This is a genomic window from Vibrio sp. T3Y01 (assembly GCF_013114525.1).
GTDB lineage: Bacteria > Pseudomonadota > Gammaproteobacteria > Enterobacterales > Vibrionaceae > Vibrio > Vibrio chagasii_B.
The window spans coordinates 238,879-254,379 of the sequence record NZ_VTXJ01000005.1 but is presented as its reverse complement, the minus strand read 5'-3'; the positions used below and the strand labels follow the sequence as shown (position 1 = coordinate 254,379).

Sequence of the window (15,501 nt, the reverse complement as noted above, 5' to 3'; positions counted from 1 at the left end):
TTCTCTTCCTTAAAATACCGCATCAACTTTTACAGTGTACAAAATGTTATCGTCGTTCTTATATTCCGACGCTACACCACCATTCGTTGAACCAAAGCCAGTTAGGTAGCTAATATCACCTTTTAGCGCAATATTCGGTAGGAAGTCCCAACGAGCACCAACACTGTATGTTGTGCGCTGTGTGTTTAGCTTATCAGCTAATGCTTTTGCTGAACCGTATGCGTATTTCGCAGACGCACTGGTTGGGTTTTGAAGTACATTTGCAAGCTGACGGTTAGCTTCTGCATTTCGCTCGTCATCGTCCTGCGTTTCCATGTGTGACACGGTAATGTAAGGCGTTACTTCATCTAGACGGTATGCTGCTGTTAAGTAAGCTGCATCTACATCGTAGTAAAACCCTTCAACGGTTGTTCGCGTCACTTCTGAAACCAGCATTAGGTTGCCGTTTTCGTATCGACCACCAACACCGTAAAACTTCGCTTTCTCATCATCAAACGTTGAATTCAACACCGGCTTGCTGTTTACATTCCAGTTAGTTGAAGAGCTGATCACAGACTGTGCGTACACAGCACGTAGCGTCCAAGTATCATCAGTCCAGTTAACTACACCACCAGCAATGTCATCAAACTGTGTATCAGCATTGTAGCTATGCTTTGATGCCGACAATTTCTGTGAACCGGCAAAGCCTTGGAATGAAAGAGTACTGTCATCTAGCTCTACATCATAAATGAAGTCACCGCCCGTTAGAGAGGTAAGCACTACTGAGCCGTACACTTCATTCGGCACTCGCACACCAACTTGTGCGTAACCCACTTCTAGATAATCAGAATACATGAACAGTGGCAAACGTAATTTACCGCCACGAACCGTTAAGTTTGGTGTCACTTTATGGCTTAAGAATGCCCACTCAATATCTGGAGACCAGTTCTCTTTTTTGTTACCACGAGCAACCATTTGAACAACGGCTGAAGTTGACTCATTAACTTCGAACTCACCTTGTAAACCAAACAAAGAACCTTCATCAAAACGTACTTTATTCTCCGACTTCATGAAGCCGTGGTTTTGATTACCTAGTTGCATGTTCAAAGATGCAAAACCATTGAAACTAAATTTATCAGCAATTGAGTTTTGCTCTTTCGCTTCAAGGATAGCGACCTTTTTCTCTAGCTCGGCCAATTTTTGCTCATCTGAAGCATGTGCAGCAAACGATGCCGCAAGCGCCACTGCTACAGGCAATAAGCGAAATGGGGAGTTAGTCATTATTGTTCTCCGTTATACTTTGAATTGTGATGTTGATTTACTCAGCTCTGTCACGATGCCACTCAACTGGTGGCTCAGAGCTTCTAGTTGATCGGTAGACTGAGACACTTGGTGAGAGCACTGTCTAAAATCATCCATATGGGTATGAATTTGTTTTGAAGCACGAGCTTGGTGTTCAGTGGTACTCGCTATCTGACGATTCAGCTCGGTAATCTCTTCAACCTGTCCGCTAATTTCTAATAGGTAATCACCAGCGTTTTGTGCATCTCCAACGGCTTGAGAGGAGCTTGCGAGACCTTGGTCCATTGCACCTACCGCCGCATTCGAACCCGACTTAAGCTCGCCGAGTAAGGCATTAATCTCGGTTGCTGATTGTTGGGTGTTATTAGCGAGTACACGTACCTCATCAGACACAACAGCAAAGCCGCGCCCATGCTCTCCTGCTCGAGCTGCTTCAATCGCCGCGTTTAGGGCCAGCAGATTGGTTTGCTCGGCAACGCTTTGAATCGTGCTGAGGATTGAGCCCACATTGCTGGCATTTTGGTCGAGCTCTTTTAATTTTCCGGCGGTATCGCGAATATTGGTGGCAAGCTCTTCGATCTCTTGGCTTGTTTTCAAAACGACTTGGGTACCCGTTTGAGCACTGGCATTGGCCTTTTGAGCTTGTGAATCGGCATGTGATGCAAAGCCAACCACTTGTTCAATAAGAGCAATGATATTGTTAACTGCGTCAGTCACTTCTTCGATGTGGTCACGTTGGGTGCTGTTCAACGCTAAGGTTTGATTGGATTCACTGCGGATTTTGTCGCTCACAACCTCAAGCTCCTGCCCAATGCTCAACGTGCTTGCAATGATCCCTTGAAGCTTCTCAATAAACTGGTTAACGCTTTGTACAAGGGTTGCTATTTCGTCTTTGCGGGAATAATCGATGCGTACGGTTAAATCACCATCTCCCGTTGCGATCGCTTGCATTTTCTCAGTGACGAGCAGAATTGAACTGATAACAGATTTGAAAATCGCATAGCCCACTACAAAGACAGACAAAACAAAGAAAACGCCAAGCCAGATTGACTGCTGAGCAGCGTCGTTTGCGGCATTCTCTGAGTGCAATATGGTATTTACGACATTTTGACTCGCTGACGAGCGCAGCATTTCACTTGCCGCGAGTAACGAATCATATTCAGCAGTGAGCGTATTCGATCTTGCTGTGAGATTCGCGAAGGAGTCATTCAAGTTAATAAAATCTAGACTTAACGCGTACGCGGAGTCCGTGTACTTTTTTAGCGAGCTCGACACCTTGTTAAATGCTTGCGCCTGTGAAGGTAAAACATTGGCCCCTTTACTTGCTTCAACTTGAAGTTCAGAAGATATTTGGCGCGCATAGTCGAGAGCCTGCTCATCTTCCATGATCACAGCGGCTTCGAACTGCTGTTGAACATTTGGCAACAGCGAGTGAATTTTAGTGGCGTGCTCTAATGCAGGGTAATAACTTATTTCTAACTGAGTTAGTCGTTGGCTATTATCGCGATGAATAAAAACATTGATGGTAATTATCGCCGCTAAACTGAGCGAGATAATAGATAAAAGAACGACGAATTGTACTTTTATATTGATATAACGAGACAGTAGCATAAGGTTCTATTGAATTAGCGCAAATTGATAATTATGTTACCGCCAGTTCACTTTTATCGGTGAACATATTCACTAAACAAATATCACTTTATGTTTAAATGGCTCCCCTATTACCCCTACGCCAGTAAATTGAACTCGGTTATTTTCTTTTCCCAGCTACTTTTCCACTCAGGCAGTTGATCAGCAGGCATCGGACGCGCAATAAAATACCCTTGAGCCAGTGTGTCTTTATTACTCATTGAACGTATATCTTTCCAAATTGATATATCTTCAATGCCCTCAGCTACGGTTGTTAAATCCAATAATTTAGCGAGGTAAAGTGAAGCTCTCACAATTGCTCGACTAGAGCGGCTTTGCTGGATGTTTTTAACGAAGTCGATATCCAGTTTCAATGCAGAAAATGGCAGATCCTCGAGTTGTTTCAGTGAGGAGTAACCCGTTCCGAAATCGTCAATCGCGAGAGGAATACCACGCATACATATTCTTGTTGTAGACGCTAAAGCAAGTGCAACGCTTTCAACTAAATCGGACTCCGTTAACTCAAGCTTGATCTGTTCAACATCTAACCTACCGTAATCGATAAGCTTAAAAATATAATCGACAATTTCACCGTCGATCATATCTTTCGCTGTTAAGTTCAAAACAAACCTGCGGCTGCATAGGAAACGTTGATCGTTAATCGCTTGATCAAGCAACTGCTTCAATACATTCAACATTAACCCTGAGTCAATGAGACGCGTCAAAAAGAAAAATGGACTAAGGACACCATAATGGGGATGCTGCCAACGAATTAAAGATTCACTCTCCTTCCATTCTCCCGTGTGAATACAAACGATGGGTTGATAGTGCAAAACCATCTCATGGTTCTCGACAGCCTTTACGATGTCCTCATCAGTGATCACGATATCTCGATTTGAACTTGAAGCCGACTTTGCTTTTTTAGTGTCCCTGCTTACTAGCTCTAGCAGCCGCGCACGATCAATCGGCTTTTCTAATACCCCCATTAAATTGAGATTAAATGCCTTACACATTTTACTAGCGGCATCGAGCACGGTTTGGTTTTCAGCACTCGTTATGATGATGTTGCCCTTGAAGTTCAAATTAGCTAACCTTTTTAGCAATTCGATCCCATCTATCATTGGCATATTGAGGTCACACAATATTAGGTCGACCGAAGACTGTTCAATGTGGTCTAACGCCTTACACCCACACTCGAAAGAATGAACCTTGCCGACACTCAAGCTGTTCAATACCATGGTCATGACATTCAACTGAAAGGGGTGGTCTTCGATTACAACAATATTTTTATCCATAGTGTTCCCTCAGCCTATTGAGCATACGTGGAGTAGAAGCTTTGTAACTTCTGCGTTAGTCGCTCCACTTCATGGAAATACTCTAAGTACCCACCTCTATGGTTTGCAGAGGCGTCTTCTAGCTGTTGCAGTTGGTCAGCCATCTCAGCACTGCCAACCATCTTCGCTGCACCTTTCATTTTGTGGGCAACTTGTTTGATTTCATCGAGGCTCTCGCTCTCACATGCAGTGAGTAACAAAGGCAAGTCTGAGCAGTGACTCTGAATAAAATCCTTGATGATCTGCTCGATGAGGTCCTGATCTCCAAATAATTCCATCAGGTTTTGAATATCAATAGGCGTAAGGCTAGGTTCAACACTCGTATCGTTGGCCGCTAACTGGCTAACAGCCGGTGTGCCTTTCATAAGATGTTTATTGATCGTGTCACCAATCACTTTGAGCTTGGTAGGCTTAGACAAAAAGTCATCCATACCAATCTCAAAACATTTGTCGTTTTCACCCTTAACGGCGTTTGCTGTCAGCGCAATGATAGGCAATCGAGGTATATTCTGACTTTGCTCTTTCGAACGAATCTGTTTCGTTAGCTCATAGCCATCCACCTCAGGCATATGACAGTCTGTGATAAGTAAGCCATAGTCTTGCTTATCGAGCGCCGCTAGCGCTTCTCTACCGTTGTCCACCATATCGGCATGAAAACCTAGCTGCTCTATCTGCTTAATAATGATCTGTTGGTTGATTGGGTGATCTTCCGCAATCAGTATCAGCCTATTATTTTCCATCGCCGATTCGCGTGATTCGGTGCTTAATCGTAAGTTGTTTTCTTCCTTTACTATTTCTTCGATAAAGGTTGGATTATTACTCAAGCAATGTCTTAGCTGTGAAGGGAGTAATGGGTTTGCCGATAAATTCCAACCTAACTTACAAGGTGCAGGCGAAAGCATCCCATGTTCGCTTAGACAGATAAAATTCACGTTCTCATCAGGAGTATTAATAGCCTGAGCAAGCTCATGAGGGACGAACACAAAGCTAGGCTCAATGGTCTCTAGCCAATGCGCTAACTCTTTCGTGGTTTGCACGCTCTTTGTAATCACCTTAATACCCCAAGATGTCAGATAGCTCTCCAACTCTTGATGCTGCATGAAGGTTTTGGTGAGCAAAGCGACTTTACCTGTCATATCTTGATACTGGTTATCATCAAGTGATGCTAGAGGTACCGAGATAGTAAATGTTGAGCCTAAGTTCATCTTACTAGTCACGTTCAGCGTCCCGCCCATTTGCTCTATCAATTGCTTTGAGATAGTCAATCCAAGACCCGAGCCACCATACTTTCTCGTGGTGCCTTCATCCGCCTGCACGAAAGGTCTAAATAGGTTTCGGATATGCTCTTCGCTAATACCAATTCCGCTATCGAAAACTTCAAAACAGACTTGTTGCTGGCCATCGTTTTGACTTACTAACTTTGTCGTCAAACCAACAGTTCCATGCTCAGTAAATTTAATTGCATTGCTCAACAGGTTGTTCAGTACTTGACCGAGGCGGATGTCGTCCATCAATACCGAGTCTTTTAACTCAGGGTCTAGCCAGAACTTGAACTGCAACCCTTTGGCATGCGCCTGCCTTGCTTGCAGTTGAGTCACCCTAAGAGTCAAGGTATCAAGGCTTGCAGGCTGGTAATCCAAAGTCAGCTTACCTGCCTCAATTTTAGAAAAATCAAGGATGTCGTTAACGATGTGCAATAAGTTATTAGCGGACTGGCTTAACGTTGTATGAATCTTTTGTACTTCATGACCCACTTCATATTGCTCGGAAAGCTCTAGCAAACTCACAATGCCACCAAGAGGCGTTCGGATCTCATGACTCATGTTGGCTAGAAATCTCGATTTCGCTTCTGTTGCTTCAATCGCACTCTGCCTTGCCTGAGTGAGCTCTTCTTGCTGCTGCTTTAGCTCGGTAATATCCGTCAGTACAGAGTCCCATTCGTAATAATCACCACGATCGGATATTTTGCTTTGTAGGTTAAGCCAACGATTCTGATTTTCGATATTGACGCCAATATCCAAACTCAACTTTCCATCTTTGTTGCCACAACGTATTTTTCGAATCAGAGTACGGCGGTCTTTCGCATTTAGCGGCGCAAAGAAGCTCGTAGGAGAACGACGTAGTTGAGAAGGCGTCAGCCCAAGAAGTTCTTCAATTCCATTACTGATAAATACGAACTCGATATCGTGTAAGCTTCGCTTAGGCTGGATATGTTGTATCACCGCACCGTGTAAGTTGTTCGCGAGTTTTTGGACGCGGTCATCCGCACTTTTGGCGATTTTTTTCGCTTCATACAATTCAGTCAAATCATCGAGAATCGTTACTGAACCTTCGATACTTCCATTGGATATGTACGGGCACTTCCAATATGCGTAGTGCTTACTGCCAAATGGCGAGACCACCTCTTTTTCCAAACGAGGCAAAACATTCCCTTTGTGGATCATGGCGTCTTCGTCTGGATTGTTAATGATTGCTTCTTCTATTAAGTCAAAATCCTTTAGCGCCCTAGCCACACTGTTGAAACTCACAAGTTGGTTATCTAGGTCACGTACCACAATTGGAAACGGCATTGCGTTAAGTAGTGAACGCTCGAACTCGACTTGATGCTTCAACGCAGACTCAGCACGCTTGCGATCTTCAACCTCACGGCTTAATTTCCAGCTCCATGCCATGATTGCCATAATAAGAACAGATGCGACAGAAATAAGAATGGCAGCACCCAGAATCACATCTTTAGTGTCGACTCCAGATTCGTAAGAAACATCTAACCAATTCTTTTTAATCTGCTGGAATTTATGATGTGGAATCGCAAAAAGCGCCTTATTGATGATGTTACCTAATATCTCTTGGTTAGCTTCCACGCTATATGCAACTGGCACATCATTGTCTTTAGAAAGCAGGCTAATTACTCGCAAGTACCCTGAATACTGTCCTTGAAGAAGCGGTGATGCGAGATATAAAGAGAGCATTGCAGAGTCAACTTGCCCTTTATCAACCGCCTCTAACACTTGCTCAACCGAGTCATACTTTTTTATTGGGCAAGCTTCGCAATAACGCTTAGCCAATTGGGAACCAACGCTATCGTCAGTAGTACCGATAATAGCGTTCTGAGAAAGCTCACCAAACACATCGACCTTGTTACTGTCGCTTTTACCAATCAGCGCCCACGGCTCAACCATAAAAGGTTTCGAGTAAAGGTGACGATCATCCACACCAGCAAAGGGAGTCGCTTTGGTATGGATCAGCGGTAGAGAAACCGTATGTAAATCGTTCCCTTCGATACCAAAGTCATTTTCAAAAATGAAGTTTAGCCCCGTAAGTCGAGAGATCTCATTCAAGATATCGATCGAGATACCATCAGGCTGCCCTTCGCTGTTCACGAATGAAATAGGTTTTGAATCTCGAATGTAGGACACATAAATATTGGGATTCAATGATAGGTATTGCTGCTCTTTTTCTGTCAATAACAACTTATTTTTGCTAACAACCAATAGTAAACGTCTTTGTATTTCGTTTAACCATTTCTTATGGATATTAACGATTTGATTTGGCTTATCTTGTTTAATTGAAGTATTGATGATGTTCAATAGCTTCCTATTCTCAGGAGTATCAAGTAAAGCAATAACGTAGTTATTCAGAGGCAAGCCATCATGCAAATTCACAGACAGTGATGCGTCATAGGGGCTATTCATCAGCTTACTGTGTAACAACACGCCATCATCCACAATTGCGAGCACTTTCTCACGCGCAACAGCGGCTATCGCATCCTGATATGATGAATATGATTCAAATGAAGAAAACGGAAGTAAGGACTTCACAGACGATGCATTACTCGAGTTTTCAAAGTAAGCAAGCTTACGCCCTTTCATGAGCAAATGACTCTCAATAGGTTCACTGCTCAAACTGATCATTCGGCTCGACAAGATCGGTTTCGAGTAGATAACGCCACCACTTGAAACATTTTGCTCTGCCGTGATGATGGCGTCCACGTCACCCGTTTTTAGCATATTGTTGAGTTCAGACGGTGACTGGTAACCAACAAACTCCACACCATCGAGTCCATCTTTCACGTAGAAATCAACTAAGTCAGGCAGTAAGCCCGAAACCTCTCCTTGTTGTGATTGAGCATAAGGAGCAAAATCTGAGATTTGAATTCCTAGTTGAATTGATTCATCAGCTTGTGCTTTTTGTGATGCGAAAAACACCAATGTAATCAAAGAAATTAACTGAAAGAAAAAGATACGGTACATGATAAACCTGACGTTATAGCAGCAGCGTACTTTATAACGTCAAGTTCACAGCCATTCAGCAAGTAGCGTTAAACAAAATATGGATACTGTTTAATAAGCTCACCACACAACAACACAGTAAGAGTTTTCGCATACCGATACAAAAAACAACCTTCTACCATCATTAGTTTCTCAAATTGAAACTCTCCAGCTTACACATGAATCAAATCTCAATTAGCGAATCACCAAAAGCCTAATACCCATAAAACAAAAGCTTTTCGATATGGGAACGAATCAGTTGGACTCAACAACAGCACATTAATTCTCAAATTGAAGGCGAAAAATGCCTCTCAAAATAAAACTATTATCCGCCAGCTACGTATTGTTTCAGTGAGAAGCGAGAACACTTTCATTTAACTATCTGAAATGAAGATCATTTCAGAATGGCACGGGAAATGTTCTGCAAAACTAGACAAAATGGCATTTGAATTGCTTTGTCATAGATAACCCAACCAATATACAGCAGGTTGCATCACTTACCATCATTGCAGCTTGTCACGGAGGATAGGCTATGACCTTACAAAGACATACGTATTACGGCTTAATTCACCATGGAATTAAAACCTTGTTAATGGACAGAGTCGGCCACTTTACTGAGCGTGAATATCACGAGTATCTTGACCTAACGACAGGAAAATCCACCTGCTTCGCGATGAGTGAACAAGAGCTGGAGAACACTTTAGACAATCTGAAGAGCGAAGGTTATTTAGAAGATATCAAGAAGCTGATCCCTCGCTACCAAACGTCATCGATGCGTTGAAATTCTGCCAGCTTCAATCAGTTTAATACCCAATTGTCTCGAGCTGTTTTGCATCGAGACAATTTTAGTTAGACTGTCGGTAACTCAACTAACCGGATATTCAGTCCATATGAAACAAATTCTTGATTTCATCCCTCTCATCATTTTCTTCGCGCTTTACAAGATGTACGACATCTATACGGCTACTGGGGCATTGATTGTCGCTTCTGCACTACAAATCGTTTTGACGTACTTCATCTACAAAAAAATAGAAAAAATGCAGGTGATAACGTTTCTGATGGTTGCGGTATTTGGTGGAATGACCATCTTCTTGCACGACGACAACTTCATAAAGTGGAAAGTCACCATCGTTTACGCTCTATTCGCTATTGGCCTAACCGTAAGCCACCTAATGGGTAAACCTGCGATTAAAGGCATGTTGGGTAAAGAGATTACACTTCCGGATGCTGTATGGGGCAAGATCAACTGGGCATGGACATTCTTCTTCACTCTATGCGCAATCATAAACGTATATGTTGCTTTTAACCTACCATTGGATGTATGGGTTAACTTCAAGGTGTTTGGCCTGCTAATAGCAACATTACTATTTACGCTGCTTACGGGCGTCTACATCTATAAGCATTTACCAAAAGATCAACAGCTCCAAAAAGAGCAGCAAGAGCTAACTGATAAAAATACTGACAAGAAGTAACCCCAAGGGGTGAGTCCTCATTCCGTTTTTGTTACAATTCTTGTCAATATGCTATACCTAGCGGCCAATGATACTTGTGATCATTGGCCGTTAGCTTTTTTGTGTTGCGGAAACTGGTCAAAATAAAGCCTATTATTTAATGTAAATCGCACTAAATCATTGGCTATCTGATCTCTGTTGTTCATTGCGCTCGTTTGCCAATGCGCTTCACCAACCAACACTTCTGTTTTTATTTAGATAATCAATACCACCAAGAGTACAACAATGACGATTCAATCAACTTTGAACCCAATTGGTTCCCTACTTCTTCGCACATTAGCGATGCCTTCTGATACCAATGCAGCAGGTCAAATCTTCGGTGGTTGGATAATGTCTCAGCTCGACCTTGCAGGCGGCATCTTGGCGAAAGAGATCTCTAACGGCAAAATTGTTACCGTGTCGGTTTCGAGCATTGAATTCAAGCAGCCCGTATCCGTTGGTGATGTGGTGTGCGTTTATGGTGACTGCACAAAGATTGGCCGTAGCTCGATGAATATCGACCTAGAAGTCTGGGTTAAGCCGGTCCTGGATCACGGCATTGGCGACCGCTACAAGGTATGTGGTGCAACGTTCAACTACGTAGCCGTTGATGAAAGTGGCAAGCCTCGAACCATCAAGAAATAAGCTAGCTTGCTTCGGGAATGGTCTTTAGTCTCAACCAGTGAAACCACTAAAGACCATACAAGTCTCTCGCACCAATTCACAATTTCTTATCATTAGCTCTTCCAATACCAATTAGTTCGCGTAAATTAGCAAGATAGCTATTTTATAATCTCCCAAATTCAGTGAAGTAAAATAAGGATATGCCAATATGTGGTACGTGATTTTCTCTCAAGATGTCGAAAATTCATTAGAAAAACGCCTCAGTGTTCGCCCACAACATCTAGAACGCCTACAAACACTTCACGATGAAGGCCGCCTATTAACAGCGGGTCCAATGCCAGCGATTGACTCAGATAACCCTGGCGAAGCTGGTTTCACAGGTTCAACAGTAATCGCTGAGTTTAACTCTGTAGAAGACGCACAGGCATGGGCAGACGCAGATCCGTACATCGACGCTGGTGTCTACCAAAATGTCATCGTAAAACCATTCAAGAAAGTATTTTAATGTGAAAAAATGGATTATTAGCTCACTGGCCGCGATCCTGCTTGCAGGCTGTGCTTCAAGTGAGCAAGACCAACAAAGACAACTCGAGATGATGGCGCAGCATCGTGCTGGCGTGCTATCTGCAGGCCTACCTATTGAGTATGGCCCACTGTCTGTTATGCGAGTACTAGCAAAAAACACCGTGATTGAAATCATGATGATCTACAACCAAGATGCTAAAGGTGCTAAGCCTTTAAACCAAGTTGTCGATATGAGTGTGAATAGCTACTGTACTAACTCAGAAGTAAGAGCAAACCTAGATATGGGCTTGGCTTACAACATCAAGATCCGCAACACACGCGGACAACTGATGGTTGAGAAGCTGATAAGCAAAGATACTTGCCAGAGCGCTAATTAAGATTCGAGATTCGAGATTCGAGATTCGAGATTCGAGATTCGAACAAGTATAAAACTAGAGGGCCTCGCATTTGCGAGGCCTTTGTTTTATTAAACAATCAAAATCCTAGACTAAATTATGCCTCAACAGATTCCCACTCTTTACGCAATTCCTTAGTCGCGGAGACTAAGTTAGTCAGTGCTGCTTCTGTTTCTGCCCAATTGCGAGTTTTAAGACCACAATCTGGGTTTGCCCATAAGCGCTCTGCCGGTATTTTTTCCGCCGCCTTCTTAAGCAGGCTAATAATCCACTCTTGCGATGGGATATTTGGTGAATGGATATCATAAACACCTGGGCCAATCGCGTTCGGGTAGTTGAACTCTTCAAACGCTTTAAGCAGTTCCATGTTCGAGCGAGACGTCTCAATAGTAATCACATCAGCATCTAATGCGGCCACTGAATCAATGATTTCATTGAACTCGCTGTAACACATGTGCGTATGAATCTGAGTTTCTGGTTTAGCACTTGCCGATGAAATCTTAAAAGCACCTACCGCCCATTCTAAATATTCTGCATGGTCACGCTTTTTAAGCGGCAGGCCTTCACGAATAGCTGGTTCATCGATTTGGATAATGTTGATTCCTGCATCTTGCAAATCAGATACCTCATCGCGTAATGCAAACGCTAACTGATTCGTAATTTCTTTACGCGAGATATCTTCACGTGGGAAGGTCCAACACAGAATTGTCACAGGGCCAGTCAACATGCCTTTCATCTGCTTAGATGTCAGAGATTGTGCATAAGTCGTCCACTCGACCGTCATCGGTTTTTCACGCTCAATATCCGCGACCGCAATCGCAGGTTTCACGCAGCGAGAGCCATAGCTTTGTACCCAACCAAACTTGGTGGTTTGGAAGCCTGCTAGGTTTTCAGCAAAGTATTCCACCATGTCGTTACGTTCGGCTTCACCATGCACCAACACATCCAAATCAAGTGCTTCTTGACGCTTCACCGCGTCGACAATATGACCTTTTAGTGCGGTCGTGTATTCCGCTTCGCTCAATTTTCCGGTGCGATACGCGCTGCGTTGAACACGAATCTCTCCTGTCTGTGGGAACGAACCTATCGTTGTGGTTGGTAACAACGGTAAACCCAACACTTCAGACTGGTGTGCAGCGCGTTCTGCATAAGGGGCACTACGCTCTGCCAATGCTTTAGTGATTGTATTAATACGAGCCTGTACCTGCGGCTTGTTTACGTGTGTCGCGCTTTTCCGAGCAACAATCGGTTGGCTATAAGTCTCACACGCTAAGATGGCATTTTGATCTCCGTCTAGCGCGGCACCCAATAAGCTCACCTCCGTCACTTTCTGTTTCGCGAAAGCAAACCAGCTTTTCACTTCGTTGCTAAGCGAATCTTCTAGCTCTAAATCAACCGGGCTGTGTAGCAGCGAACATGAGCTCGCCACCCAAAGCTTATCGCCTAACTTCTCTTTCACCGGTTGCAGTTTCGCTAGTTGAGTCGCTAAGTCTGCTCGCCAAACATTGCGTCCGTTGATCACACCAGCAGACAACACCCACTCCGCCGGTAATTGACTAACGACTTCATCAAGCTGCTGTGGCGCTGCAGCTAGATCGATATGCAGCCCGTTAACCGGTAGTTTGACGATTTTGTCTAAAGTATCTGTCACCGAGTCGAAGTACGTGGTTAATAGCAGTTTCACTTCCCCTTGAATAACTTGGTATGCCAGTTTAAATGAATCAGCCCATTGTTTTTCAAGCTCGAGGGCAAGAATTGGCTCATCAATTTGAACCCACTCAACCCCCAACTTGGCAAGCTTCGCCAAAATCGCTTGGTAGGCAGTCAGCAAGCGGGGCAACAAGGTTAAGCGGTCGAAGCCCTCTTCTACCTCTTTCCCTAAGTACAAGTAAGACAGTGGACCAAGAAGGACAGGCTTCACTTTATGCCCTGCTTGAACGGCTTCATTCACTTCATCAAACAATTGTGGCCAGCTCACCTCAAACGAATCATCTTTACTGAACTCAGGAACGATGTAGTGATAGTTGGTATTGAACCACTTGGTCATATCTGACGCCGCTGCACCGTTTTTCGTGCCTTCAGAAGCATGTTTCCCACCACAACAAGCAGCTTCAATTTGTGATTGCCCACGTCCCACTCGGAACAAGGTATCTAAATCAGGAAAAGCTTTCTCCTCTTCGCTACCACCAGCATGACGCTTTGGTACATGCCCCAATAGCAAAGTCGTTGTCAGTACATGGTCGTACCATGCGAAGTCACCCGCAGTTGCAAAGCTAAGATTCGCATCAGCTTGTACATTCCAGTTACGATTTCTCAGCTCGCTACCTAACTGTTTGAGTTCTGATTGGTTGATTTCACCACGCCAGTATTTTTCGAGTGTGAATTTCAGTTCGCGCTTTTCACCGATACGTGGGTAGCCAAGAATATGCGTTGTTGTCGTCATGAACCTGTTCCTTATTCAATAATTGTTAGTTTCTTTTCAGATTGCCTATTGTGCTCTTTCTTTTATAAAAAGGCGTCTGGATGGCTAAACTATCTACCGAATCGAATCGCTGAACAACGTCCAAATATTCATCTTGTTTATTAAAAATATTCATCATCAGCGAGTCAGAGATGAATATAGTTAAATCCATCTGGACATCTAGACGTTTACAAATGATAAAAAAACCCGTAGGGTGATTATTAAGAAATATTGAATTAGCTTAGGGAATATGAGGAATACTCATGATAGAGCTTAAACATCTGCGAACATTGACGACCTTGAGAGATAGCGGTTCGCTCACAGCAACAGCAACCTCTCTACACCTGACTCAGTCGGCACTTTCTCATCAATTGAAGGATCTAGAGGCACGTATTGGTGGGCAGTTGTTCCTGCGCAAAACTCGGCCAGTAAAGTTCACCTCAGAGGGGGAGATCTTGCTTAAGCTCGCTGATGAGATTCAACCAAGAATCGCTAAAGCAGAGAATGAGTTGGCGAGCCTCAAAGAGGACGTGAATGGGCGTCTGCATATGGCGATCGAGTGTCACTCATGCTTCCAATGGTTAATGCCTGCATTGAAAGAGTATCAAGTCGCTTGGCCAAGCGTGACTCTAGATTTCTCGTCCGGTTTTGGCTTTGAACCGCTACCCGCGCTAATGGCCGGCGAGTTGGATTTAGTGATCACCTCAGACATTCAACCTCGCTCTGAGATCCACTATGAGCCACTTTTCGATTTCGAGATGCGTTTGATCACGGCGATTAACTCTCCTTTGGCCGAGAAACCAAGCATTGATCCGCAAGATCTTAGCGATCTCACGATGCTTTCCTACCCAGTTCAAAAGCAGCGTCTAGATGTGGTGAAACACTTCTTGCAACCTGCAGGTATTGAACCGAAGAAGTGGAAGCAGGCAGACAACACCTTGATGTTAGTGCAAATGGTATCAGCAGGGTTAGGGGTCGCAGCCTTGCCAAACTGGGCAATCAGCGAGTTTTCAAGACAGGGATTAATTGCTAGTAAGCCTCTAGGTAAAGGGCTTTCAAGAAGGCTATTCGCTGCGGTAAGAAACTCAGAGAAAGACAAACGTTATCTGCAAGCATTCTTCAGCACTGCAAGGCAGCAGAGTAAGAGCCACTTGGATGGGATTGAAGTCGTTTAACCATATCGGTTATTAGATCAACACAAAGTACAAAAACAAAAAAGTCACAGATTACCTGTGACTTTTTAGGTTCAGTAACGCTTATCTTACGATATCTGTTCAATCGCGAAAAATAGACTATCTTGCGTATGACTTAAACTGATTCGTCAGTGGGTCGTATTGATAACCAAGCATGTCTAGCTTGCCTACGACACTTTCTATATCCATTTCATACATGCTAATGAGTTCTTCAAAACTGTCGCATTCCAAGCGCAGTTTTTCGTTCACTATTCCTAGCAAAATAATGCTATCTAGGCTTTTGACGTTGCTTAAATCCATC

Annotated in this window: 12 protein-coding genes; 6 read left to right on the top strand and 6 right to left on the bottom strand. The window is 43.6% G+C overall.

Annotated features, from left to right (window positions below):
• Window positions 1–9: 9 nt before the first annotated feature.
• From F0232_RS07955 to F0232_RS07940, 4 genes are all read right to left on the bottom strand, one after another.
• Window positions 10–1,260, bottom strand: coding sequence for a hypothetical protein (locus F0232_RS07955; protein WP_061032816.1), 1,251 nt, complete (start codon window positions 1,258–1,260; stop codon window positions 10–12).
• 12 nt (window positions 1,261–1,272) lie between these two features.
• A complete protein-coding gene (locus F0232_RS07950; RefSeq protein ID WP_105057352.1) occupies window positions 1,273–2,892 on the bottom strand; it encodes a methyl-accepting chemotaxis protein in 1,620 nt (539 codons plus the stop codon).
• Between the two features lie 116 nt (window positions 2,893–3,008).
• Window positions 3,009–4,205 carry an EAL domain-containing protein gene (locus tag F0232_RS07945; protein ID WP_061032818.1) on the bottom strand — a complete coding sequence of 399 codons (1,197 nt, stop codon included), beginning with the start codon at window positions 4,203–4,205 and terminating at the stop codon, window positions 3,009–3,011.
• 14 nt (window positions 4,206–4,219) lie between these two features.
• On the bottom strand, window positions 4,220–8,494 hold the full coding sequence (locus tag F0232_RS07940; RefSeq protein WP_105057353.1) for a transporter substrate-binding domain-containing protein: 4,275 nt from the start codon (window positions 8,492–8,494) through the stop codon (window positions 4,220–4,222).
• Window positions 8,495–9,044: 550 nt separating this feature from the next.
• Here F0232_RS07940 and F0232_RS07935 point away from each other — a divergent pair.
• From F0232_RS07935 to F0232_RS07915, 5 genes are all read left to right on the top strand, one after another.
• Window positions 9,045–9,293, top strand: coding sequence for a hypothetical protein (locus F0232_RS07935; RefSeq protein WP_004741237.1), 249 nt, complete (start codon window positions 9,045–9,047; stop codon window positions 9,291–9,293).
• A 109-nt stretch (window positions 9,294–9,402) separates the two neighbouring features.
• Window positions 9,403–9,984: a septation protein A gene (locus F0232_RS07930; protein ID WP_105057354.1), complete on the top strand. Its 582-nt coding sequence runs from the start codon at window positions 9,403–9,405 to the stop codon at window positions 9,982–9,984.
• 264 nt (window positions 9,985–10,248) lie between these two features.
• Window positions 10,249–10,647 carry an acyl-CoA thioester hydrolase YciA gene (gene yciA / locus F0232_RS07925; RefSeq protein WP_004741235.1) on the top strand — a complete coding sequence of 133 codons (399 nt, stop codon included), beginning with the start codon at window positions 10,249–10,251 and terminating at the stop codon, window positions 10,645–10,647.
• A 187-nt stretch (window positions 10,648–10,834) separates the two neighbouring features.
• Entirely contained in the window at window positions 10,835–11,131 is a 297-nt protein-coding gene (locus tag F0232_RS07920; protein ID WP_061032821.1) for a YciI family protein, read from the top strand.
• A 1-nt stretch (window position 11,132) separates the two neighbouring features.
• Window positions 11,133–11,528, top strand: coding sequence for a GspS/AspS pilotin family protein (locus F0232_RS07915; RefSeq protein ID WP_017069993.1), 396 nt, complete (start codon window positions 11,133–11,135; stop codon window positions 11,526–11,528).
• Window positions 11,529–11,643: 115 nt separating this feature from the next.
• Here the strand turns inward: F0232_RS07915 and metE are convergent, their stop codons facing one another.
• Window positions 11,644–13,989 carry a 5-methyltetrahydropteroyltriglutamate--homocysteine S-methyltransferase gene (gene metE / locus F0232_RS07910; protein ID WP_105057355.1) on the bottom strand — a complete coding sequence of 782 codons (2,346 nt, stop codon included), beginning with the start codon at window positions 13,987–13,989 and terminating at the stop codon, window positions 11,644–11,646.
• A 281-nt stretch (window positions 13,990–14,270) separates the two neighbouring features.
• Here metE and F0232_RS07905 point away from each other — a divergent pair, with 281 nt between their 5' ends.
• Window positions 14,271–15,182, top strand: a complete 912-nt coding sequence (locus F0232_RS07905) for a LysR substrate-binding domain-containing protein (protein WP_008219852.1) — start codon at window positions 14,271–14,273, stop codon at window positions 15,180–15,182.
• Between the two features lie 117 nt (window positions 15,183–15,299).
• Here F0232_RS07905 and F0232_RS07900 read toward each other — a convergent pair whose 3' ends face one another.
• Window positions 15,300–15,500 (bottom strand): DUF4250 domain-containing protein, encoded by a 201-nt coding sequence (locus F0232_RS07900; RefSeq protein ID WP_004741624.1) that lies wholly within the window; start codon window positions 15,498–15,500, stop codon window positions 15,300–15,302.
• Window position 15,501 lies beyond the last annotated feature (1 nt).